Source organism: Pseudorhodoferax sp. (assembly GCF_047601025.1).
Taxonomy (GTDB): Bacteria; Pseudomonadota; Gammaproteobacteria; order Burkholderiales; family Burkholderiaceae_C; genus Pseudorhodoferax.
In genome coordinates this window covers 2,360,099-2,382,922 of record NZ_JASGJZ010000001.1, presented here as the reverse complement: position 1 = coordinate 2,382,922, position 22,824 = coordinate 2,360,099, and the positions used below count along the sequence as shown (strand labels likewise).

25 protein-coding genes are annotated in these 22,824 nt (G+C 66.3%); 3 read left to right on the top strand and 22 right to left on the bottom strand.

The genetic code is table 11. The annotated features are described in order from the left end of the window. Positions 1-8: 8 nt before the first annotated feature. The 11 genes from trbJ to QM782_RS11220 all read right to left on the bottom strand — a co-directional run bounded on the left by trbJ (position 9) and on the right by QM782_RS11220 (position 11,577). A complete protein-coding gene (gene trbJ / locus QM782_RS11270; RefSeq protein ID WP_415203004.1) occupies positions 9-749 on the bottom strand; it encodes a P-type conjugative transfer protein TrbJ in 741 nt (246 codons plus the stop codon). Further along, on the bottom strand, positions 746-3,196 hold the full coding sequence (trbE, locus tag QM782_RS11265; protein ID WP_415203003.1) for a conjugal transfer protein TrbE: 2,451 nt from the start codon (positions 3,194-3,196) through the stop codon (positions 746-748). Before trbE ends, trbJ begins: the two co-directional genes overlap by 4 nt. A gap of 9 nt (positions 3,197-3,205) precedes the next feature. Continuing rightward, entirely contained in the window at positions 3,206-3,478 is a 273-nt protein-coding gene (locus tag QM782_RS11260; RefSeq protein ID WP_415203002.1) for a VirB3 family type IV secretion system protein, read from the bottom strand. After that, complete coding sequence (locus QM782_RS11255) at positions 3,475-3,864, bottom strand: TrbC/VirB2 family protein (RefSeq protein ID WP_415203001.1); 390 nt, start codon at positions 3,862-3,864, stop codon at positions 3,475-3,477. Before QM782_RS11255 ends, QM782_RS11260 begins: the two co-directional genes overlap by 4 nt. Next, positions 3,861-4,913: a P-type conjugative transfer ATPase TrbB gene (gene trbB, locus QM782_RS11250; RefSeq protein WP_415203000.1), complete on the bottom strand. Its 1,053-nt coding sequence runs from the start codon at positions 4,911-4,913 to the stop codon at positions 3,861-3,863. Before trbB ends, QM782_RS11255 begins: the two co-directional genes overlap by 4 nt. Next, positions 4,910-5,383 (bottom strand): CopG family transcriptional regulator, encoded by a 474-nt coding sequence (locus tag QM782_RS11245; RefSeq protein WP_415202999.1) that lies wholly within the window; start codon positions 5,381-5,383, stop codon positions 4,910-4,912. The genes trbB and QM782_RS11245 overlap by 4 nt, the downstream gene beginning before the upstream one ends. Beyond that, positions 5,380-7,395 (bottom strand): conjugal transfer protein TraG, encoded by a 2,016-nt coding sequence (locus QM782_RS11240; RefSeq protein WP_415202998.1) that lies wholly within the window; start codon positions 7,393-7,395, stop codon positions 5,380-5,382. Before QM782_RS11240 ends, QM782_RS11245 begins: the two co-directional genes overlap by 4 nt. Positions 7,396-7,631: 236 nt before the next feature. Continuing rightward, positions 7,632-7,913 (bottom strand): entry exclusion lipoprotein TrbK, encoded by a 282-nt coding sequence (locus tag QM782_RS11235; protein WP_415202997.1) that lies wholly within the window; start codon positions 7,911-7,913, stop codon positions 7,632-7,634. A gap of 15 nt (positions 7,914-7,928) precedes the next feature. After that, positions 7,929-8,840, bottom strand: coding sequence for a LysR substrate-binding domain-containing protein (locus tag QM782_RS11230; protein WP_415202996.1), 912 nt, complete (start codon positions 8,838-8,840; stop codon positions 7,929-7,931). 127 nt (positions 8,841-8,967) lie between these two features. Next, entirely contained in the window at positions 8,968-10,350 is a 1,383-nt protein-coding gene (locus tag QM782_RS11225) for an MFS transporter (RefSeq protein WP_415202995.1), read from the bottom strand. Positions 10,351-10,359: 9 nt separating this feature from the next. Further along, positions 10,360-11,577, bottom strand: a complete 1,218-nt coding sequence (locus QM782_RS11220; protein ID WP_415202994.1) for an alpha-hydroxy acid oxidase — start codon at positions 11,575-11,577, stop codon at positions 10,360-10,362. 104 nt (positions 11,578-11,681) lie between these two features. On the opposite strand from QM782_RS11220, the gene QM782_RS11215 reads away from it, so the two are divergent. Next, positions 11,682-12,581, top strand: coding sequence for a LysR family transcriptional regulator (locus QM782_RS11215; RefSeq protein ID WP_415202993.1), 900 nt, complete (start codon positions 11,682-11,684; stop codon positions 12,579-12,581). Positions 12,582-12,632: 51 nt separating this feature from the next. Here QM782_RS11215 and QM782_RS11210 read toward each other — a convergent pair whose 3' ends face one another. The 7 genes from QM782_RS11210 to parA form a co-directional block, all read right to left on the bottom strand. After that, on the bottom strand, positions 12,633-13,781 hold the full coding sequence (locus QM782_RS11210) for an alpha-hydroxy acid oxidase (RefSeq protein ID WP_415202992.1): 1,149 nt from the start codon (positions 13,779-13,781) through the stop codon (positions 12,633-12,635). A 265-nt stretch (positions 13,782-14,046) separates the two neighbouring features. Further along, complete coding sequence (locus QM782_RS11205) at positions 14,047-16,005, bottom strand: relaxase/mobilization nuclease domain-containing protein (RefSeq protein WP_415202991.1); 1,959 nt, start codon at positions 16,003-16,005, stop codon at positions 14,047-14,049. Next, positions 16,002-16,445 (bottom strand): hypothetical protein, encoded by a 444-nt coding sequence (locus tag QM782_RS11200; protein ID WP_415202990.1) that lies wholly within the window; start codon positions 16,443-16,445, stop codon positions 16,002-16,004. Before QM782_RS11200 ends, QM782_RS11205 begins: the two co-directional genes overlap by 4 nt. Beyond that, positions 16,442-17,041, bottom strand: a complete 600-nt coding sequence (locus tag QM782_RS11195; protein WP_415202989.1) for a S26 family signal peptidase — start codon at positions 17,039-17,041, stop codon at positions 16,442-16,444. The genes QM782_RS11200 and QM782_RS11195 overlap by 4 nt, the downstream gene beginning before the upstream one ends. Further along, complete coding sequence (locus tag QM782_RS11190; protein ID WP_415202988.1) at positions 17,038-17,571, bottom strand: DUF2840 domain-containing protein; 534 nt, start codon at positions 17,569-17,571, stop codon at positions 17,038-17,040. Before QM782_RS11190 ends, QM782_RS11195 begins: the two co-directional genes overlap by 4 nt. Beyond that, on the bottom strand, positions 17,568-17,852 hold the full coding sequence (locus tag QM782_RS11185) for a chromosome partitioning protein ParB (RefSeq protein ID WP_415205629.1): 285 nt from the start codon (positions 17,850-17,852) through the stop codon (positions 17,568-17,570). Before QM782_RS11185 ends, QM782_RS11190 begins: the two co-directional genes overlap by 4 nt. Further along, positions 17,849-18,487 (bottom strand): ParA family partition ATPase, encoded by a 639-nt coding sequence (gene parA / locus QM782_RS11180; protein ID WP_415202987.1) that lies wholly within the window; start codon positions 18,485-18,487, stop codon positions 17,849-17,851. The genes QM782_RS11185 and parA overlap by 4 nt, the downstream gene beginning before the upstream one ends. Here parA and QM782_RS11175 point away from each other — a divergent pair. Further along, the gene (locus QM782_RS11175; RefSeq protein WP_415202986.1) at positions 18,486-18,623 is read left to right on the top strand and encodes a hypothetical protein; all 138 of its coding nucleotides are present in this window, start codon (positions 18,486-18,488) and stop codon (positions 18,621-18,623) included. The two genes, parA and QM782_RS11175, sit on opposite strands and share 2 nt — an antisense overlap. A gap of 153 nt (positions 18,624-18,776) precedes the next feature. Here QM782_RS11175 and QM782_RS11170 read toward each other — a convergent pair whose 3' ends face one another. The 3 genes from QM782_RS11170 to QM782_RS11160 all read right to left on the bottom strand — a co-directional run bounded on the left by QM782_RS11170 (position 18,777) and on the right by QM782_RS11160 (position 20,796). After that, positions 18,777-19,634 carry a replication initiator protein A gene (locus QM782_RS11170; RefSeq protein WP_415202985.1) on the bottom strand — a complete coding sequence of 286 codons (858 nt, stop codon included), beginning with the start codon at positions 19,632-19,634 and terminating at the stop codon, positions 18,777-18,779. A 26-nt stretch (positions 19,635-19,660) separates the two neighbouring features. After that, positions 19,661-19,942, bottom strand: coding sequence for a helix-turn-helix transcriptional regulator (locus tag QM782_RS11165; protein WP_415202984.1), 282 nt, complete (start codon positions 19,940-19,942; stop codon positions 19,661-19,663). A 116-nt stretch (positions 19,943-20,058) separates the two neighbouring features. Next, complete coding sequence (locus QM782_RS11160) at positions 20,059-20,796, bottom strand: DUF2285 domain-containing protein (RefSeq protein WP_415202983.1); 738 nt, start codon at positions 20,794-20,796, stop codon at positions 20,059-20,061. A gap of 513 nt (positions 20,797-21,309) precedes the next feature. Here QM782_RS11160 and QM782_RS11155 point away from each other — a divergent pair. Next, complete coding sequence (locus QM782_RS11155; protein ID WP_415202982.1) at positions 21,310-21,657, top strand: helix-turn-helix domain-containing protein; 348 nt, start codon at positions 21,310-21,312, stop codon at positions 21,655-21,657. A gap of 60 nt (positions 21,658-21,717) precedes the next feature. Here the strand turns inward: QM782_RS11155 and QM782_RS11150 are convergent, their stop codons facing one another. Continuing rightward, positions 21,718-22,032 carry a DUF736 domain-containing protein gene (locus tag QM782_RS11150; protein ID WP_415202981.1) on the bottom strand — a complete coding sequence of 105 codons (315 nt, stop codon included), beginning with the start codon at positions 22,030-22,032 and terminating at the stop codon, positions 21,718-21,720. Positions 22,033-22,824: the final 792 nt, after the last annotated feature.

Below are 22,824 nucleotides of genomic sequence, written 5' to 3'. Positions count from 1 at the left end.
GCGGCACGTCAGCGGCCGTAGAAGTCCACGGCCTGCGGCGTGTACGGCGTGCCGCTGCCGAGGAACCGCCGCGTCACCTCGCGCCCGCGCTCGGTGGCCGCCGCCTGCCGCGCCAGTTCCAGCGAGGCCGCCCGGTCCTGCGTGAGCTGGAGCCGCTGGGCCTGAATGGACTGCTTGGCCTGCAAGGCCAGAAGCTGATTGGTCGCCTGCATGGCCTGCAGGGCGCCCACGGCGGACTGGCTCTGGTTCACCAGATCCGCCAGCACGCCCTCGTCATCGTTCAGGTTCTTCGACGCCTGGGCCTGCATCTGCATGGCCGTCTGCAAGCCGTTGAGCGTGTTCTTCCAGCGCTCCTGCGTGTCGCGGTACATCTGGTCGCCGCTGACGGTGGCGGCGTACTGCTCGGGATACAGGCGGGCGAATTCCCGGTCCATCGTCGCCACGTCATAGGCCAGGCCCTTGGCCTGGTCGATCAGCCGCTGGGTCAAAGCCAGGTTGGCGCGCAGCCGGTTCACCACGCTGGAGGGCAGGCTCGCCAGGTTGCGCGCCTGGTTCTCCAGCATCTTGGCCTCGTTCTGCAACTGCTTGATCTGGTTGTAGATCTGCTCCAGCGTCTGGAGGGCAGTGAGCGTGTTCTGGATCAAATTCGCCGGGTCGATGAAGACAAACGCCGATGCGGGCTGCACGGCGCCGAAGGCGAGCGCGCAGGCGACGGCCACGGCGGCAAGCTGGGGATTGCGAGATTTCATGGCGATTTCTCCTGTGGTTGGAAAGGAAAGGAAGGCGCGGGAAACGTGGACAGCAGGTCAGCCGCCCAATCGAGGCCGCGATGGCGCAGCCATGCAGCGGCGAACGGGGAAGAAGACGAGGCCGTGGCGGCGAGCACGGCGTCGATGTCGCGTTGGTCCTGCGGCGAGGAGGCGCCCGCGAAGGCCAGCGTTGCCGCCCCCAGGTCGAGGTCGAACAGGCGGTTGCCCAGGCGGGATTGGTAGTAGTAGTCGCGTTTCGGCTGCGCGGTGGCGACGATCTCGATCTGGCGCGAGTTCAACCCGAAGCCCTCGTAGATCGTGCGAATCTGCGGTTCGGTCGCCTGCGGGTTCGGCAGGAAGATGCGGCTCGCGCAGCTTTCGATGATGGCGGGCGCGATGCTCGAATCCTTGATGTCGGCAAGGCTCTGCGTGGCGAAGATGACGCTGACGTTCTTTTTTCTGAGCGTCTTGAGCCATTGGCGGATGCGCGCGGCAAACACCGGGTCATCGAGAAACAACCAGGCTTCATCGAGGATCAGCAGCGTGGGCGCGCCGTCGAAGCGTTCATCGAAGCGCGCAAAGAGGTAATGCAGCACGGCCATGACAGCGGCCTTGCTGTGCATCAGCTCCTCCATCTCGAAGCACTGCACGTCGGCCATGCCCAGCCGGTCGTGATCGGCGTCCAGCAGCTTGCCGTGCGCGCCGCCCAGCACATAAGGCGCGAGCGCCTGGCGCAGCGCGTTCGATTGCAGCAGCACCGACAAGCCTGTCATCGTGCGCTGCTCCACTGGCGCACCGGCAAGGCTGCCGAGTGCCGACCAGATGGCCGCCTTCTCGTCCGGGCCGACCGCCACGCCCTCGTGCAACAAGCGGCCTTCGATCCATTCGGCGGCCCAGGTGCGGTAGCCTTCGCGGTCGATGCGGGCGAGCGGCTGGAACGCGATTTCTCCATCCGTGCCCAGGTCGTAGTGCTCGCCCCCCAGCCCGAGGATCGCGGCGCGCATCGAGCGCCCCATGTCGAAGGCGAAGATGCGCGAGCCGCGATAGCGGCGAAACTGCATCGCCAGCGTAGCGAGCAAGACCGACTTGCCCATGCCAGTCGGGCCGGCGACCAGCGTATGGCCCACGTCGCCGATGTGCGTCACCAGCCGGAACGGCGTCGCGCCATCGGTGCGGGTGACGATCAGCGGCGGGCCGCCCAGGTGGTCGTTCTTCTCCGGCCCTGCCCACACCGCCGACACCGGCATCATGTGCGCCAGGTTCAGCGTCGAGATGATGGGCTGGCGCACGTTGGCGTAGGCGTTGCCGGGGAGCGAGGACAGCCACGCATCCACCGCGTTGAGCGTTTCGGGGATGGTCACGAAGCCGCGCCCCTGAATGACGCGCTCCACCATGCGCAGCTTCTCGTCGGCTGCGCCGGCATCCTCGTCCATGACGGTGACGGTCGCCGTCAGGTAGCCGAAGGCGACTTGATCGCTGCCCAGCTCCTGCAAGGCGGCATCGGCGTCGGCAGCCTTGTTGTTCGCATCGGTATCGACCAGCGGGCTTTCCTGCTGGAAGATCGTTTCGCGCAGCAGCGCGATGACGTTCTTGCGCTTGGCAAACCACTGGCGGCGCAGGCGCCCCAATTCCCGTTCCGCCTCGGATTTGTCGAGGCACAGAAAGCGCGTACTCCAGCGATACCCAAATCCCAGGCGGTTGAGGTCGTCCAGAATCCCCGGCCAGGTCGAGGTCGGGAATCCGCGCACCGACACCACGCGCAGGTGCTGCTCGCCCAGCATGGGGGCCAGGCCACCGACCAGCGGTGAGTCGGTCAGCAGTGCGTCGATGTGGAACGGCACTTCGGGCACGCCGACGCGGTAGCGCCGCGTCGAGATGGTCGAATGCAGATAGGTCAGCGTCTGGCTGTCGTCCAGCCAGGCGATTTCCGGCATCACGCCGTCGAGCAGGTCGAAGACGCGATCCGTTTCCGCGACGAAGGCTTGCAACCGCTCGCGCCAGTCCACGCCATTCGTCGGCGTGTTCTCGTAGAGCATCTTGGCGGCGCGGGCGCGCGATTCCTCGGGCGGCAGGTACACCAGCGTCAGGTGATAGCCGCTCTCGAAGTGATGGCCGGTATCCTCGAAGGCCGAGCGGCGTTCTTCGTCCACCAGCCACGAAAGCGGCTCGGGAAACTCCGAGTGCGGGTAGTCGGCAGCGGCGCGGCGCTCGGCCTCGATGAACAGTGCCCAGCCCGAACCCAGCCGGCGCAGCGCGTTATTCAAGCGTGCCGACGTGGCGATCAACTCGCCTTGCGTGGCGCTGTCGAGGTCAGGACCGCGAAACCGTGCCGTGCGCTGGAAACTGCCGTCCTTGTTCAAGACCACACCCGGCGCGACCAGCCCGGCCCAGGGCAGCCAGTCGGCAAGCAAGGCCGGGCGCTGGCGGTATTCGGCGAGGTTCAGCATGGCATCACCTCACACGTCCAGCAGCGGGCGGTGCTTGACGTGCCGCGCGAAGACCTGCATGAACTGCGGATCGACGCGTGCCCCCCAAACCGCCAGCGCATGGCCGACGATCCAGAGCGCGGCACCGGGAATCCAGAGTTGCAGGCCCAGCCCGACAGCGGCGGCCAGCGTGCCGTTGGCGATCGCCACGGTGCGCGGTGCGCCGCCCAGCAAGATCGGCTCGGTGAGCGAGCGGTGCAAAGGCACCTCGAACCCGGCCGCGAAGCTGTCCGGGCCGCTCATACGACAGCTCCACCGGAGAAGCTGAAGAACGACAGGAAGAAGCTCGAAGCCGCGAACGCGATGGACAGGCCGAACACGATCTGGATCAGCTTGCGAAAGCCCCCGCTGGTGTCGCCGAACGCAAGTGCGAGGCCGGTAGCGATGATGATGATGACCGCCACGATGCGTGCCACCGGCCCTTGGATCGACTCCAAGATCGACTGCAACGGCCCTTCCCAGGGCATCGAGGAACCGGCGGCCTGCGCAGTTCCGGCCAGGAACAGCAGCAGCGCGGCCAGCATCAGCCCTTGCGCAGCAGGGCGGGCCAGGCTGTGCAGCCGCGCGAGGCTGGACAGGTTGAGATGCGGATTTACGGAATTACGGAAAGCATGGGCGTGCGTCGTCATGGAAGTTCTCCAGAAAGGTCGAGGGACGGGGAAGTCACCGCAGCAGGTGCGGCATCGGGGTGTGGCGGGCGCTCGGGAAACGGCGTCTCCAGCGCGTCCGCCAGTTGGTAGCCCACGCCGTCGAAGCCGACGACGCGGGCGATGCTCTCGATGCGGCGCTTGCGTCCGCGTCCGGCGATGTGGATCACCACGTTGACCGCCTCGGCGATCAACGCACGCGGCGGGTTCACCGCCACTTCGAGAATCAGTTGCTCCATGCGCAGCAGTGCGCCCAGCGCGGAACCGGCGTGGATCGTGGCGATGCCGCCGGGATGCCCGGTGCCCCACACCTTGATGAGATCCAGCGCCTCGGCGCCGCGCACCTCGCCGACGACGACGCGATCAGGCCGCAGGCGCATGGACGAGCGCACCAGCTCGGTCATGGACACCACGCCCGCGCGCGTGCGCAGCGGTACGTGGTCGCGGGCCGCGCATTGCAGTTCCACCGTGTCTTCGAGCACCAGCACGCGGTCGCCCGTGGCGGCTATCTCGGCCAGCAGCGCGTTCGCCAAGGTCGTCTTGCCGCTGCTGGTGGCCCCGGCGATCAGGACGTTCTGGCGCTCGCGCACGGCGCGGACCAGAAAGCCCGCCTGGGCGGCGATCATCATTCCGTCCACCACGTACCGTTCCAGCGGGATCACGCCGATGGCGCGCTTGCGCAGCGCGAAGGCCGGCCCCGGCGCGGCGGGCGGCAGGATGCCCTCGAAGCGTTCGCCGGTTTCGGGCAGCTCGGCGGATAGCAGCGGCTGGCCGCGATGCACCTCCGCGCCGACGTGGGCTGCGACCAGGCGGATGATTCGCTCGCCATCGGCCTCGGGCAACTCCACGCCCATCGGCGCGCGGCCCGACGACAAGCGATCCACCCAAAGGGTGCGATCCGGGTTGAGCATGATTTCCACCACGTCCGGGTCTTCGAGCGCAGTGGCGATCAGCGGCCCCATCGCCGTGCGCAGCATCTGGATGCGCCGGTCGAGCGACGTGGCGCTCATGGATTGGGGAATGGCGCTCATGACGCACGCTCCTGCGCCTGGGCGGCTGCCACTGCGTCCTCCATCCGCATCCCGAACTCACGATCCTGGGGGTGCAGTTCCTCCACCACGTCGCGCACCAGACTGCGCCCGCGCAGCAGGTGGCGGCCAAGCTGCTCCACGAACTGCTCGAAGCGCGCCTTGCCCTGCGCACGGGCCGCGTCTTGGTGCGCTTCGGGAACCGGCGTGCTGACGGTCAGGTAGTAGCGGATGAACAGCGCCAGCGTCTCGATCTGGATGTTTTGGTCGCGCTCCAGCCTCTCGGCCTGGCGCGACAGGCGATCCAGGCGCTTGGCGATGGCCGCCTCGCGCTGGTCTCCAGCATCGGGCGACAGCCACGATGCGAGCGCCGCCGCAACGATGGAGGACTTGGACACGCCTTTCATAGCGGCCAGTTCATCGAGGCGCCGGGCGTGCTCGGGCTGGATAAAGAGGTTCAGGCGGTAGGTCATAGGTCGATGCCGTCGCTGGGGTCGAGGGAAGCCAGCCGGGCCGTGCGCTGCATGGCCGGGTTGAGCTGGCGAGGAAGAGGAAGCGGCAGGTCGTCGTCGTCATCGAGCAGCGCCAGGTCGGCCGCGGGCGCGGCCAGCTCGGGGTCGTAGGCGACGGCTTCGGAAAGTTCGGGCTGACGGCGTGGGCCGCCGTCGTCGGCCGAAGCCCCGAAGCCTTCGACGGCACCGGTCGCAGGCACGGCGGGCATGGCAGGGATCGCCAGCCCGCTCCAGTCATCCGAGCGCGACGGCGGCGCATCCGCATAGCTGCCAGCGGCAAGCGCCGGCGGCGGCAGCACGCGCCGCTTGAAATTGGCGTCGGCGTAGTAGCGCAGCTTCTTCGCCCGGATCGGTGCGACGCTGGAGACCATCACCACGGCCTCGTCCGGCGGAAGCTGCATCACTTCGCCCGGCGTCAGCAGCGGGCGGGCCGTCTCTTGGCGCGAGACCATCAGGTGGCCCAGCCACGGCGCCAGCCGATGGCCCGCGTAGTTGCGCTGCGCTCGCAGCTCGGTGGCCGTGCCCAGCGTCTCGGAGATCCGTTTGGCCGTGCGTTCGTCGTTCGTGGCGAACGTCACGCGCACATGGCAGTTGTCCAGAATCGAATGGTTCTGCCCATACGCCTTGTCGATCTGGTTGAGCGACTGCGCAATCAAAAAGCTGCGGATGCCGTAGCCCGCCATGAACGCCAGCGCCGTCTCGAAGAAGTCCAGGCGCCCAAGGGCCGGAAACTCATCGAGCATCAGCAGCAGCTTGTGGCGGCGCTCGATGCCGTCGCTGCCGTCCAGCGATTCGGTCAAGCGCCGCCCGATCTGGTTGAGGATCAGGCGGATGAGCGGCTTGGTGCGCGATATGTCCGAAGGCGGCACCACCAGGTACAGCGACACCGGATGCTCGGTCGCGATCAGGTCGGCGATGCGCCAATCACAACGCGAGGTGACTTCGGCTACCGTGGGATCGCGGTACAGGCCGAGGAACGACATGGCGGTGCTCAACACGCCGGAACGCTCGTTGTCCGACTTGTTGAGCACTTCGCGCGCCGCCGATGCGACGACGGGATGCGGGCCACCACCTTCCTCGTTCACGAGGTGCGGCGTGGTCATCATCCGATGCAAGGTCAGCTCGAACGGGCTGGCCGGGTCGCTGAGGAAGTTGGCGACGCCGCGCAGCGTCTTGTCCTCGCCCGCGTAGAGCACATGCAGGATGGCCCCGACCAGCAGCGCGTGCGAGGTCTTCTCCCAATGGTTGCGGCGTTCGAGCGCGCCCTCGGGATCGACCAGAATGTCCGCGATGTTCTGCACGTCGCGCACTTCATGCGCGCCGCGCCGCACTTCCAGCAGCGGGTTGTAGGCCGCCGACTTCGCATCTGTGGGGTTGAACAGCAGGCAGTGCGAGAAGCGCGAGCGCCAGCCTGCGGTGATCTGCCAGTTCTCGCCCTTGATGTCGTGTACGACGGCGGACGCAGGCCAGGAAAGCAGCGTTGGCACCACCAGGCCGACACCCTTGCCGCTGCGCGTCGGCGCGAAGGTCAGGACATGTTCCGGGCCTTCGTGGCGCAGGTATTGGCGATCATGCTGGCCGAGAAACACGCCGGCCGGCTGCGTGAGGCCCGCCTTGCGAATGTCCTCCACGTTCGCCCAACGTGCCGATCCGTAGGTCGTGACGAGGCGCGATTGGCGCGAGCGCCCTATCGACATGCCGATGGCAACGAGCACAGCCACCAAGCCGCTGCCGCCCGCAATGGCTCCCCCAATGTCGAAGATGCGGGGCGCATAGGCGTCGAAGAAGAACCACCAATCGAACAGCCGCCACGGGTGATAGACCGGCGTGCCGAAAAAATCGAACCACGGCGAGCCAAGGCGTAGCTGATAACCAAGGGCGGCTGCTGTCCATTGTGTGGCGCCCCACACGCCGGCGATCACGATGCCGAACACCACGGCGATCTGACCGAACAGCACGTTCGTCCCTTGCATGACCTCGCCTCCGATTTCTCCTGCGTTGATTCCTTATGGAAGGCGCGGCACAAGGACGTGCCGCAAGCGTCAGGATCGGTGCCGGGTCAGTGCCGGTCAAAGACCGTTGTCAGCAGGTTGATGCCGAAAAAAAGCATCGTTTCAGGCGGGAAAGAACAGGGGCAAGTCAGCGCCTGCGCTGGCGACTTGCGGCGTATCGAGCAAAAAATGCGGGCCGTGTGGCGGCCGGCGCACGGTCAGAACTTGGGCGGCTCTTTCGGCGGCGTGTAGGGCACCTTGCCGTCGCCGAAGAAGCGCTGGTTCACCGCCTCCGCGACGCGGTTGCACAGCAGGTCGCCCATCGTGGGGCGCTCTGTGATGCAGCGGCGGCGCAGCTCCTTCAGGCGCACCGGGTCGGCGACCAGTTCCTCCACGCTCGGCACGTCGGCGGCCTTGGGGGCGGGTGTGGGCGCGGGCGACGGACCGCAGGCGGCCAGCAGTGCCGCCAGCGGCAGCGCGGCAGTGATCGGCATCTTCATGGTGGTTCCTCCAAGCTAAGGCATGGGCCGTCGGCTAGATGCCCCTGGCCCCAGGGCCTCCACCCGCTCCACGAAGCGGGCCAGCGCCTGCGACGGGTCAGCGTCGCGGCGCAGCAAGTAGGTGGTCAGCATGGGTGGCTTGCCCGCCAGCGGCCGGCCGATCACATTGGGCTCGCGGCTGGCGGCGATGTGCGCCGCGCCGGCCAGCCCCAGGGCAAGGCCGGCCGACACCAAGGTCATCATCACGTCGAACGTGGCGACGTGCTGCACGATCAGGGGCTCGCGCTCCTGCCGGCGCAGGATGCGGTCGATCTGGCGCGCATGGCCCTCGCAGATGGCCGGGTCGCCCAGCACCAGCGGGTGGCGCAGCACCTCGTCCAGCGGCACCTCCTTGTAGGCCAGCAGCGGGTGGCGCGCGGGCACGGCCACCATCAGCTCGTCCTCCCAGGCCGGCTCCACGATGATGCCGTCGCCCGCTTCCTCGGCCATCGAGAACCCGGCGTCGTACAGGTCATCGCGCAGGCCGGCGATCTGCTGGGCCAGCGGCACCTCGAACAGCCGCACCTCGACCTCGGGGTCTTGCTCGCGGCAGCGCGCCAAGAGTGCCGGAAGGCGCGAGGGCGTCACGCCATCGGACAGGGCCACGCGCAACTGCCCGTGAAAGCCGTTGGCGCCGGCCTTCACGCTCTCGCGCGCCTGCTCCAGGGCCAGCATCACGCGGGGCACGTTCTCCATCAGCAGCTTGCCGGCCAGCGTCAGTCGCGTGCTGCGGCTGGTGCGCACGAAAAGCTGCGCGCCCAGTTCCTCCTCCAGCTCCTTGATGGTGCGCGACAGCGGCGACTGCTCGATGTGCAGCTTTCTCGCCGCGCGCGCAAAGTGAAGTTCTTCTGCGACGGCGAGGAAGTAGCGTAAATGACGTAGTTCCATTTCCAGTTACCTCCGCGCCTTCCTCTGATTTATGCCACCCGTAAAAGCACTTTGGATTCACATTCACGCGCACGACAATGATCGACCTTCGTCTCATCACCATTGAGGCTTAGCCATGTAGAGTCCGTCATAGATTCGACGTTTCGGGGCAACGTGTTCGAAAAAAACTGACGACACTGGCGATACCAGAAAGAGCACTTGCAGTCCAGAGCGCTATTCCTGCGCCATGCTCAATGCTCGATGCGAGATGTGCGGCAACCAATGCAGTACCTAATGCCTGACCGAGCAGACGCCCGGTTGGAATGAGGCCACTTGCTGAGCCAATACGCTCTTTGGGAACGCTCATCGCCAGCGCCTTTAGATTCGGAGATTGGAAGAACCCGAAGCCCGCACCGCAAATGGCTAGCGGCCATGCAATGTCAGAGATATCAGCACCGACGTTCAATTGGGATGTACATGCAAGACCTATACACAGAATTAACAGTCCGATGCTGCCCAAAACAGCAGTCGACAGTTTCTCGCAAAGATAACCCGCAATTGGAGCCGTGATCGCAGCGAATATGGGCCATGGCGTGAACAAAAAACCTATTTCAACGGCACTTCGGCCCAGCTTTGTTGCGAATAGAAATGGCAACGCGACAAATGCCATCCCCTGTGCGGCGTAAGACAGGATCGAGGTCAGCATCGAAAGCGAGAAAAATGGCAGGCGAAAAAGATCAACAGGGAGGATCGGGGCTGGATGTCCGCGCTGCCTGCGAAGCAGAAGAACGAAACAGAGCACCACAACGCCGATTTCCATCGCCACATTCGCGGGCGACGCGTGATGCGCAAGTTCACCCAGAGAAAAAACCGTGAGAGACAGCATCGCTGCTAGCAGCATTGCAGCCACTGCATCGAACGTGTGCCGTTGGGTATTGCACGAGTTTGGAGGCAGTACTCGCATGGCCAGTGCGGTAGTGAGCACCCCCAGTGGAATGTTGATCAGGAATAGCCAAGGCCAGCCGGCAAACGAAAGAATGATGGACGTTAGAGTGGGGCCGATGACGAAGAAGATCGCGACGGTCATCGCATTCAACCCCTGCGCCCGTCCCGTTTGATGGGGTGGAAAGATCAGCCTCAGCAGCGCACTGACCACGCCCAGAATTCCGGCGGCACCCACCCCTTGGAGCATTCTGGCTGCCACGAGCATGGAAAACGTCGATGCCAGCCCGCAGGCGAGCGATGCCCCGGTAAAGAGCACCATGCCGAACACATAAATGTTCCGATGCCCGATGCGGTCGCCAAGCGTTGCGAGCGGCACCAACGCAGCCACCATCGACAGTTGGTAAGCGTTGATGATCCACACTGCACGATCTGCGGATATCTGGAGATCGGTAGCGATGGTGGGCAGTGCGATATTGGCGATGGCCGTGTCAAGCGTGGCTACCGCTGCGCCGCACATGAGCGCAGTCACCGCCCAGTATTTCCGTGGGCCGTGCACATGAATATCTGAAGGCGCATCTGTAGGCATGTGCCCCCCTCAGCGCTTGCGAATCAGCAGTCCGGGATGAAGATTGCCGCAGGTGTCTACCCCAAGCATCGCCATGTTTCGATCCACCTCGTCTTTGAGCAGCCGTATTGCATGCGCAACTCCAGCTTCGCCGGCCACGGCTAGCGCATAGTTGAAGGAGCGGCCGAGGAACACCATTCGCGCGCCAAGTGCAAGCGCCTTCAGCACGTCCGAGCCGCGCCGAAAACCACCATCGATCATCACCGGGTATTCAGAAGGCAGGGCCTTCACGACATCTTCCAATATGCGCATCGGAGAAATCGCACCATCCAACTGGCGGCCGCCGTGGTTGGACAGAATGACCCCATCTGCACCGGCGTTACATGCGGCCAGCGCGTCTTCTATGCTTAGGATGCCCTTGACAACCAGGTGGCCCTGCCACTGGTCGCGGATCTGTGCCAAATGCGTCCAATCCAGGTGGTCGCGCGCGGAAAAGTCACGCAGCACGTTTGCCGACAAAATGGGCGCGCCGCGCGTCGCGAACGAGTTCTCGAAATGTGGCATCCCGTGCTTGAGCAGCGTGCGTGCGAAGGTTCCGGTCAACCAGCCGGGCCGCGTCACGCCGTCCCAGGCAAGCCGCAGACTGGGCCGCAACGGCGTGTTGAAGCCGGTGCGCACGTTGTTCTCGCGATTCCCCGAGACGGGAATATCGACCGTGATGACCAGGGTGCGATATCCGGCGCGGGCTACGCGATCGAGCAGCGGGCGAATGCGCCCAAGGTCGCCCGGCAGATAAGCCTGGAACCAAGTCGCGGGCGCTACCGCAGCCACATCTTCGAGTGGAATCAGCGAAGAGCCGCTCATGATCGATGCAATGTCCGCCGCCTGGGCCGCGCGTGCGAGCACGATGTCGCCGCGGTAGCCGGACAGGGCATTGATACCCATCGGCGCGATCCCGAACGGTGCCGAGAAACGTTTCCCGAACAACTCGACCGCCTGTGTGCGTGTGGAAACGTCGCGCAGTACGCGTGTCGTAAAACCGAATTCGTCAAACACGCTGCGGTTGTCGTCGCGCGTCCGATTGTCTTCGGCAGCACCGCTTACGTAACCGAAGATCGGACGCGGCAACACGCGGCGAGCGCCCACCTCGAAATCGTGCAGGCTTAGCGTCTTCTTTAGTACAGAAGGGAGTTTGCTGCTTGCACCATCGTTTGCCCGATGGGTATTGGCATGAGCAACGGTACTCATCCGAAGTACTCCTGTTTCATTGCAGACAGGAGTTCATGCTATGTTGGATGTAACTTGATTAAAAGTGGTATTATTTTCACTAACTTGTTTCATAAAAGCGAACAATGCAGATGCCCACGATCAAGCAGCTCGACGCTTTCTACTGGGCGGCGACCTGTGCCAATTTCGCCACCGCCGCGCAGCGGCTTCATTTGTCCGTCTCGTCACTGTCAAAGCGCATCAACGAGCTTGAACAAGCCATGGGGCAAACGCTGTTCGACCGAAGCGGCCACCGCGCCACGCTGACCCCGGACGGAGAAAGCTTGCTGCCTGCCGCCGTGTCTGTACTGGAATCCGTCGCGGCCATTCAGGACACCTTCGCACAGCACAGAGGGCTCACTGGGCGATTGCGCTTCGGTGTCGGCGAGCTTTCTGCGATGACCTGGTTACCGCGCTTCGTCGCGGCGGTTCAGGAATTGCACAGCCAACTGCAACTTGAGCCACACGTAGACATCGGCGCGGTGTTGGAACGCAAGGTCGATTCGGGAGAGTTGGATTTCGCTGTGATCGCTGGACGCTCGTCGCGCAGTAGCATCGTGTCGCAGCCTGTCGCCGAGGCACGGTTCGCGTGGATGGTTGCGCAGCGGCTCGTTGGCCGTCAGCGAACACTGACGCCGGCATTGCTCGCACGACATGCGTTGGTCACGTTGCCGACTGGCTCCGGCATCACGCGCATTCTTGATGAATGGCTACTTGCACGGGGTGTTGACAACGTGCGCCACATCACCTGCAACAACTGGTACGCGGTGGCTGGCATGCTGCGCGAAGGTGTCGGCATCGGCTTCCTGCCAGCCGCGTGGGATTCCTCGCCATCGAACGGTCCGCTGGTCCGGCTGGCAAGCCAGCCAGGATTGGCGCCGCTGAACTACGCATTCCAGTGGCGAAGAGGCGACACGCGCGCAGTGATTCCGACAATGCTGGCATTGGTTCGGCAATACGCATCTTTTGAGGCACCACTTTCATAGTGGCACAGCCGCTATCCCATCGACATCAAGCCCTGTGCATCGCTTGTACTGTCAGGCGCGAAACCTCAGATTGCTCCTTCCCAGATCGGCCACGCCCCGGGCGCCCATCAGGCGCATGTCGCGCACGATCTCGGCCTTGAGCTGGCCCAGCGCGCGCTCGATGCCGGCCTGGCCTGCTGCCGCCAGCGGGAACAGGTAGTAGCGGCCCAGGCCGACGGCCTTGGCGCCCAGCGACAGCGCCTTGAGCACGTGGCTGCCGCGCTGGATGCCGCCGTCGATCATCACGTCCAGCCGGCCGCCCACGGCCTGCACGATTTCGTCGAGCTGGTCGAAGGCGCTGCGCGAGCCGTCGAGCTGGCGCCCGCCGTGGTTGGACAGCACGATGCCGGTGCAGCCGATGTCGGCGGCACGCCGCGCGTCCTCCACACTCATCACGCCTTTCAGGCAGAACTGGCCGCCCCACTCGGCGACCATGCCCGCCACGTCGTCCCAGTTCATCGAGGGGTCGAGCATCTCGGTGAAGTAGCGGCCGATGGTCAGCGTGTCGCCCTTCATGTCGATGTGGGCGTCGAGCTGGGGCAGGCTGAACTTCTCGTGCGTGACGTAGTTGATGCCCCAGGCGGGCTTGATGGCGAACTGCCACAGGCCGCCCAGCGTGAGCCGGAACGGGATGGAGAAGCCCGTGCGCAGGTCACGCTCGCGGTTGCCGCCGGTGATGCTGTCCACGGTCAGCATCATCACCTGGATGCCGCTTTCCTTGGCCTTCTGCATCATGGCGCGGTTCAGCCCCCGGTCCTTGTGGAAGTAGAACTGGTAGACCTGCGGGTTGCGGTGCTTCTTCGCCAGTTCCTCCATCGACACCGTGCCCAGCGAGGAGACGCCGAACAGGGTGCCGAACTTCTCGGCCGCCGCCGCCGTGGCGCGCTCGCCCTGGTGGTGGAAGAGGCGCTGCAGCGCGGTGGGCGACAGGTACACCGGCAGGTCGATCTTCTGCCCCATCACGGTGACGGACAGATCCACGTCCGACACGCCCTGCAGCACGCTGGGCACGAGGTCGCAATCCTCGAACGCGGCCGTGTTGCGGCGCATCGTCACTTCGTCGTCGGCGCCGCCGTCGATGTAGTTGAAGATCGGCCCCGGCAGCCGGCGCTCGGCCAGGCGGCGGAAGTCATGGAAGTTGTGGCAGTCGTTCAGATTCATGGAATTTTCTCTCTCATTGAATGATCGTCACCTCAAACGACCGCACGTAAACTTTGAATATCTGGACTTCGTTGTAGTGGAAGAATGTGGGGTGGAACTTCTGTCGATGTAGCAAGTGATCGAAAATTCTGTGGCGGGAAGCGTAGCGAGAACCGATAAACAATAAAAGTGAATTAATTTATCAATTGGTTTTCGCTTTTAAGAAAGAGGATTGCATCACCTGCAGAGGTTCGACTCGTTGTGATAGGCATTTAGACGCCACCAATCAACCAATCGTTGGCCCTCGCTGCCGCCCAATCTCCCAAGACACTCCACCACCGCGCACTGTGGCGGCAAGATGCTGGCCCAGGCGCTGCTCGATCACAGGCTTCCACGGTACTAGGCTGAAGCCCAGGCCGTCATCAAGCATCGCGTAGCGCCCGCTGGCGAGCATGACGCTGCGGCGATAGATGCCGGTCACGCGCTGCCCCTCGCCCACCGGCCGATGTTCCAGGCCGGTTTCGGCGGCGATGTCTTTGCCGGCCTGCGCCAGCTCTCGGCTGCGCAGCGTGCCCAGCAGGTTGCGCGCCAGGATCACGCGCTGCCCGCGCCGCTCGGCCAACCCGTGTTCAGCGAGGAAGTCGGCACGCTGCTGCATGGCCCGCCTGGCCTCGGCACCAAAGCCCAGGTCGCCCAGGCCGGTGCCGCCGCCGATCAACTGCTGGTCGAGCCAGGTGGCACCGATCACGCCGGCTTGTCGCTCGATGGGTAGATGCGATTTCAGCTCCACGGCCACCCCGCCCAGGCGCTGCGCGTCGTAGCGGCGGCCCTGCTCGGGCAGGTCGCCCGGCACCTTCCATAGCCCTTCGGCCACACGCTCCACGAAGCCCCCGCGGCGCAGGGCTTCCAACCGGCGCACGTGGGCGGCCACCACTTCCTGCGGATCGCGGTCCTTGCTGGCCTGCCCCTGGGCGATGGCGAGGTGATGGTCGGCGCGGTACAGGCCATCGCTCGCCAGCGCGGCGATGGTCTTGTCGGCCGTGCGCACATCGGCCGAACCTTTCACTTCGACCACCGCGCCCATCGGGTACTGCGCCAGCTCCGTCCTGGGCGGCAGGGCTACGTAGTGCGCCTGGCCGTCGATGCCGTCCACGACGAGATAGCCCTTGTCGTACAGCTCGTCGGCCAGGCCCTTGCCAGTGACGCGGCCGATGATGGTTCGGCCATCCTCGCCGGGCTGGAACACGGCCAGCTCGCGCTGGCGGCCGCCCATTGCCCGCTGCATGGTGCGGATGATGTCGCCGCGCTCGCCCAGGGCGCGCAAGGTCTTCTCTGCATCGGTATGCACGGCCCAGGTGCCGGGCCGGGTCTCGGTCGCCAGGCTCATCGCCTGCAAGCGTTGCAGCCGCCCGACCAACAGCAGGCGCTGGCGTTGCAGCCTGGGTTCGTTGAAGCGCTCGATATGAACCAGGCCGTCCACGGCCTCGCGCTGCAAGGTGCGGTCCAGGCCGGTCCAGCGTTCCTGATCAACCTCGCGGGCCATCGCACGCTGGATCTCCAGCTCGGTGCGCGGCCCCAGCCATTCGGTCGCCAGCTCCATCGCCCGCTCGCGCATGCCGCGTGTGATGTAGTCCTGCGAGACGATGAGGTCCTTGCCTGTGTCGTCCTTGCCGCGCAGCACGACGTGGGTATGCGGGTTGTCGGTGTTCCAGTGATCTACGGCCACCCAGTCCAGCCGGGTGCCCAGGTCGGCCTCCATGCGCTGCATCAGGTGGCGGGTGTAGGTGCGCAGGTCTTCAAGCTGCCCGGCGTCCTCGGGCGAGACGATGAAGCGGAACTGGTGGCGGTCGCCCCGGCCCCGCTCCTCGAAGGCGGCGGTGTCCGCCTCGTCGGTCGCCGACCCGTAGGCATGGCCCGGCTCGCCGTCGCGGCCCACGCCCTCGCGCTCGATGTAGCGCAGGTGCTGGACGGTGGACCGGCCGCTGGCCTGCTGGAGATACACCAGCCGCACCTTGACCGTGGCCCGGCGCGAGAACGGCGTGAGCGGCTGGCCCGTGAAGCGCGCCGCCACATGGCCGCGCCCCAGGCGCGAACCAGGCGCCTTGCCGCGCCTACCGCCGGTCGCATTGGACGCCTTGCCGGCCTGGCGCAGCACTTGCGCGATGAAGGTGTCGCCGCGCTGCTTGGGTTTGCCGGGGCGGATGCGGAAACGGTCTTCTCCGGGGGCGTCTGCGCGCCGGCTCATGGCGTGGCTCCGTCGAACACCATCGCACCCTGGCGGGCGAAGCACGCGACTTCACCAATGGCAGCAAAGCATTGGAGTAACCGGCGGCACGAAGCCGCTCCCTGGCGCGTGCCGCGCCACCCCCACGTGCAGACCGGCTTTGCGCGCACCGTGGTGCCGCGCCCTTCAATCTTGCCTTGCACCCCGGCCTCCCGCATCCGCTCCCGGCCGTGGTGCCCCGGCGCCGCTGCTGCGCGAGCAGCCAGCGCGCCGGGGGACGCGCCAATGGCCGTAGGCCAGGCGCATCCAAGGCAAGATGCCTGCACGTGGGAAGGCAGCGCGAAGTGCAGCGCCCGATACGCAGGATCGGCGCTGGCACTGCACGCGCGGCAACACGTCGGCATGCAGTGGATCGACACGCCCGATAGCACGATGGTGCGCAGCGAATCGGCGACGGTCATGGGCGCTTCTCCAGCCAGACCGGGTGCGCGACGCCGATCACGGCGGACACGCTGACCGGCCCGAAATACCGGCTGTCGAACGACGCCGGGTTGGTCGTGCTCAAGAGGAACAGTTCGCCAGCACGAAGGCGCCGGCACTGCGGCCAGGACGGCAGCGGCCGGCCCAGCCGGTCGGCAGGCCGCACGGCGGCCACCGGCACGCCGTCGATCCACACCAGCGCATCGACCACGCACACGTGCTGCGGCGCGATGGCGCCCACGCGCTTGAGCAGCGGCACACGCGCCGGCAGGTAGCGGCGCTGTGCGGCCAGCGCGGCGGCATTCGGCGGCAGCGAGGCCAGGACGATGCTGTCCACGGACAACGGACGTGGCGGCGAGCCGGGCCGAGGGTGCAACGGACCGACGCGATACCAGCCGACCGCCACGCTGTCGGACGGGTTGTAGATCAGGCGCGGCAGCGGATGCACGAAGGACGCCCAGGCCAGCGCAGCGAGGCCGCAGGCGGCGAGGCCCGCGAGCGCGATGCGAGCGCGCAAGGGTGAACGGGTGCGCGAGCGAGGACGCGGCGCGGTGCCGATGGTGGCAACAGCGGTCATGGCAGCGCCCTCCCGTCCAGCCAGGCGGCGTGCCGCTCGGCGGTGTAGTCGGGTGGCGGCAGGCGCGCGGCGAGCCGGTTGGCGAGCGTGCGCCAGTACGCGGGCGAGACGGCGACAGGCGCGATGCCCCGCGCCTCGATGGCGTCGATGCGCGCCAGCACGGCGCGCACGGCCTTGTCGCCCTCGGCGTGCAGCAGCAGGCGCGCGCCCGGCTGCACGCCGGGGATGCGCTGTGCGCCGTCCAGCGGCGTGCAAGCCTGCATCACCATGAGCTGCCAGCGAATCGTGCCGTAGTCGTTGGCCTGCCAGCGGATGCGGCAGAACACGGCGCCGGGCAGGAATACCGCGCAGCGCCGCCAGCGGTCGAGCCGCACGATGCGCGCCGGTTCGCCGAAGCGCAGATAGAGGTCGAAACGCTGGTCGATGTAGGCCAGCGCCACGCGCGTCAGCGGCGTGTTGGCAGGCTGGCCGATAGGCGCGGCGGCCGGTGACGGCTGCTGCGCAGCCGTATGCGAAGCGGATGCCATCATGGTGTGCTCTCCCTGCGGTTGTCGGGGAACTCCCGTTCGAGCAGGCCGCGCAGCAGGTCGGCCACGGTCACGCCTTGCGTGAAGGCCGAGACCTTGATGCGCGCCCGCATGGCGGGCGTGATGTCGAGGGTGAGGCGGGCCGTGTAGAGGTCGCCCTTGCCCAGCGCATCGGCGTCGCCTTGCCGAATCCACGCCTCGGCGTGTGGATTGGCGGGTGGACGCGCGCCGATGCCGACGCGCTTTGCCGCGCGTTTGCTGTTCGGTGGTGGCTTCGCTGTCATGGCGTCCACCGCAGCAGTTCGTCCACCAGCGCGGTGATTTCGCGGGCGGCAACGCTGTCCGGCGCCGTCTCGCGTGCAAGCCGGCCAGCAGCCACGCTGTCGGCGAACACGATGCGTTGATGCACCTCGGCGCGCAGCGCAGGAAGTGGCTGGTCGGCGAGCGCCTGGCGCGCTTCGCGCCCGATCACGGTGGTGCTGACGCGCCGATTGATGACGAAGGCTGCGCGCAGCAGCGGCCGGAACACCTGGGCCTCGCGGATCAGCGCCACCATCTCGGCGCTGGCCCACAGGTCGTAGGGGCTGGGCTGTACCGGGATCAGCACGCGCTCGGCCGCCAGCAGCGCGGAGCGCGCCAGGGCGGCGATCCTGGGTGGCCCATCGATGACGACGTGATCGGCCCGCCTGGCGAGTTCTGGCGCTTCCTGATGCAGGGTTTCGCGTGCGAGGCCCACGGCGCTGAACAGCCGTGGCAAGCCTTGCTGGCTTCGGCGCTGCGTCCAGTCCAGCGACGAACCCTGCGGGTCGGCGTCCAGCAGCACGACGTGCTGGCCGCGCATCGCCAGCTCGCCAGCGATGTGGGTGGCGAGCGTGGTCTTGCCCACGCCGCCTTTCTGGTTGAGCAGCGCGACGATCATGGCCGAGCTTCCCTTTCTGGAAAACCTGTCTTCGGCTGCGCTGCAAAACCCGGGCGCCGCTGGCAAGGCGCTCTGCCTGGCGCGTGCCGTTCGGCGGTTGTCCACCGTGGCGCGGCGCCTCTACTACCAATGTTAGGAATTAGGTTAGGTAAGTTAAGGGAGGCCGAAACCCGCGCCAGCATTGGCTTTGCGGCCGATTTTGTTGCCTGATAGCACGATAGTTCGTTGCCTGATAGCACGATACTTTTGTTGCCTGATAGCACGAGCCCGTCCACAAGCTGCGCACCGTTTATCCCCGTGCCGTGGGCGGCACGGGCCGGAACGTCAGCAGCGGCGAGTCGATGCCCGGTGCGCGCTCGATGCCCAACTGATAGCCCGGCAGGGCCTGCCGCGCCACCAGCGCGCGCAGGTCGGCGGCGAAGTCGTAGTAGCGCGCCACGCTGCCCGACTTGCGGTACAGGTGCACGAAATCGAACTGCCAGCCCTCGGCCTGGCGCCCGCCGTGCTTGCGCACCAGCCGGTACAGCCAGCGCTCGATTCCGCCCTTCAGGCGGAAGTACGCCGGGTCGATGGTCAGCACCAGTGCCGCATCCAGCACGCCCGCATAGAACCAGTCGGGCAGGATCAATTCGATGCCCAGCGGCGTGCCGCCGGCATCGGCCAGTTCCTTCCACTCGTTGATCCACGAGAAGCGATGCAGGCGCCGCCCGGTCGTCTCGCGGATGGACGTGGCCACCGTGGTCGATTGCAGGCGATCCAGGGCTGCTTTGAGGCGCTGGTAGTCGCGCAGCGACGTACCGCGGCCGATGTAGCGCAGGATCTCGTAGGGCGTGGCCTGCATGAGCCGCGACGGGCGCAGGCCCGCGTCGCGTGCTTCCACGATCTGCGAGGCCGCCCATATCAGCACGTCCGCATCCCAGATCGTGGCGATGCCGTGCTCGGCCGTACCTTCCACGCGGATGGTGACGTTGCTCGCCCGGAAGTCGATGGGCTTGATCCGCTTGGACTTGCCGAGCGAGAAGAACGGAAAGGCCATCAGGTCCTGGCTGTCGCGCGGCGCCATGTCGCCCGGCAAGGCGCGGAACAGGTCGAGCTGTTCGCGTTCCCGCGAGGGCCGCTGCCGGGAAGGCAGCGCAAGGCTGGACATGGCGATGGCCTGCCGCGCGCCGCCGATCAGCGCGCACGGCTGTCCGCCGCATGGTGCTCGGCGTACTCGGGGTCGGAAGTCGTCTCGAAACTGCGGTCGGCGGCCCAGGCATCGAGGTCGGCCACGGCGTACATGACGCGGCGGCCGAACTTGCGAAAGCGTGGGCCGCCGCCCATCACGCGCTGCTTCTCCAGCGTGCGCGGCGACAGCCGCAGGTAGTCGGCAGCCTCGTCGTTGGTCAGGTAGCGCGGGGGCTGCGGAACGGTGAACACGGGAGCGGCGGCAGGCCGCATGGGAGCAGGACGCATGGGATGAACCTCCATCGGTTGTGAAGCTCCGGGCACACAGCGCGACCGGATGGAGGCAGTCTGAGAAAACGAAGCCCTCTTGAGCAGGTCCGATCTTCTGCCCCTTCAAATCGAACCTATCCAGGCGGCGGAATTCGTGCTAGGCGGCGGTAGCCGCCGCGCATCAGCGCATCGCCGCGCCGCACCAGCCGGCGCGTCTTCGAGCGCAGGCCGCCGTTTGTGTACCAATCGGCCGTCGCATCCACGCCGAACAGGCCCTCGGCCACCTCGCGCAGGGACGCGCCCGCGAGGGTCGCGTCGAGGGCTTGCAAGGTGTGCAGTTCCATCAAGGCGCTCGGCGCTGGCCTGGGCCTGGCTGCGGCTGGCGTCGCGCTGCGCGCAGACGCGGCGCCACCGCCGCCACCACTTCCGCGGCAGGCATAGGCGACCGCCATGCCGTCCTCCAGGCCGGGCGCCAGCGCGAAGCGCGCGCAATGGCCGAGGCTGCGCGCGATCAGCGCCAGCCCTTTGCCGTCATGCAGCAGTTGCTTGTGGCCCGGAAGGCTCCAGACTGAGAAGGTCGCCGCATCGCGCGGCGGGTCAGCATCGGGATAAAGCTGCACCACGGCCGGATGGCCGGGTTCCCAGGCCGGATGCGCGTCGCGCGCATCCAGGCCCGGGTCTTCCAGCAGGCGCAGGCCCCAGCGCTGCGCCACCTGCCTGGCGGTGGCCGGGCGGTGATGGTGGCGCAGCCAATCGAGGCGGTAGCCGGGGTGGCGGCGCAGGTACTCCCAGGCGAGCGCAAGGCCGTCCAGATGCAGCACGTACAGGTACGCGGCAGTCGGATACCAAGACTCGGCGCTGCGGTCGCCCATGATGGCCAAGCTCCCGTCGAATCACAGGAACGTCGCCACGGGCGGCGGGCGCGGAGCTACCGGATCGAGACCTTCATCTGCATCTGTTCAAGCTGAGGCATGGGGCGTCAAGACCGATGGGCTCCGGGGTGTTGCATCAATCGTCCGAATGCGACGGCCGCATGACCCAAGAACGTCACACGGCGAGGACCACCTTGCCGCAGCACGGGCAGGCCATCGTGACCATTGCGATCACCAAAGCAGCGCTTCCTGGCATCGATCGGAATCCAGACGGCGCGAGTCTGAGACCAGACTGGAAAAGTCTGGATACGCCCTGGCAGCGGGGGGGACATGGCACCCTTGCGTTCTCACGAATCCGCCGAAGCGTGAAAGCGCATCGGCGGCTTTGGACGAAAGCACGGATGCGGTTTCGTGGCCTCACGCCTTGCCGTAAACCCGAGAAAGCGGCTTTACGTAAAAATGCAAAAGCGGCGGGCTCTCGATAGTGAATACTATAGATTGTAGCCCTATGGGATGCAATCGGCTGTCATCTTGGATTTTGGGAGTCCAAGGTTGGCAGCGGAGAAACACACATTGTCCCAGGCGTTGAAGACGATCCGGGCAGCGCGGGGCTTGAGCCAGGAGGCGTTCTCGGACGTGTCCAGCCGCACCTACATGAGTTCGCTGGAGCGCGACCTGAAAAGCCCGACCTTGAACAAGCTGGGCGAACTGTGCGCGGTGATGGAGGTCCACCCGCTCACGCTGCTGACGCTGGCCTACGGGGGCGCCAGCGCGCGCAAGGCCGATCAGTTGCTGGCGCAGGTGCGCCGGGAGCTGGAGGCGGTATTGAAGGAGCGCGACGCGGCGCAGCCGCGTGCGTGACGTGATGTGCTGCGATCAGCGGCACGGCGCCCCGCCGCAATGGGCGGGGCGCTGCGGCGGCTACGCCGCCTGGGGCTTGCTGCGCGACCAGATCAGGTCGTGCGTGCCGTCCTCGCCCTCGATCATGCGGGCATAGATTGGCGCCGGGAACGAAGGATCGTCAATCGTCACGGACAGGTATTCGCGTCCGCCCTCGCTGGTCTTCTTCCACGCCGCACCCACGTCGTGCCCCGCCACTTGCACGCGGTAGTCCGGGGCTTTCTCGCTGTCCCCCTTGTCGTTGGGAACGAGCTTGGCCTTGACGTTGAGCGTCAGGGTTTGCAGCGCGCCGGAAAAGCCGTTCTTGTCTGCGGTGAAGGTGCCGATGGTGGCCATGATGGATCTCCTTACGGTGGTTGAACAAGGGTCGCGCCCATCGCGTCCTTGTTGTGATCCGGCCGGCGGAGGAAGGGCTGGCTGCACCGCTTGCGGGCGAAACGCAGTGGAGCACCTGGAAGACCCAATAATTTGCCTCGCGAGGAATGCGCGCAGCGCAGGGGAAATTATTTGGTCTGGAAGGTTGCAGACATGAAGCCCGCGCCACCGCCAGGATTCACAACGAGACAAGGACGCCTTGGGCCGAACCCGCCCCCCGCAAGGAGACATGGCCGGCCCGGCATCCCCGCACGAAGGCTGCACCGGCACGCCCCCCTGACACCGGCAAGGCCACTCCCCACGGCTTCGGGACAGCGCCCCCGGCTCCCTGCGGCGGCGGCATTCCAAGCACGGCGTGAAAGCCCCAGCCAGGCCGGACGGCCTGTCCGTGCACCGTCCCTCATGACACGCGGACAACTGCCCGCCAGCGTCGGGGACAGCACGCATTCGTGCAACCTGCCGCAGCAAGCCACGGCGTACTTGCCACGCCCGGCCCACGGCGGCGGGGCGCTGGCCCTGGCCGATCCGGCGATGCCGGTTCGGCAGTATCGAGGGGCGCCAAGCATCGCGCGGCGGGGATAGCCCGCAGGGCTTTCCCCTGGAGGCAAGCGCCAGCGCGCAGCGCCGCAGGCGCGAAGGCGTGAGGGATTGACGCTGAATGGCCGTGACGGCGACGTCGGCACGGAGTGCAGCCCGCAAAGCCCGACGGCGCATCGCACCAACACGCCAACATCCGTGAAAACGTGCAAGCTA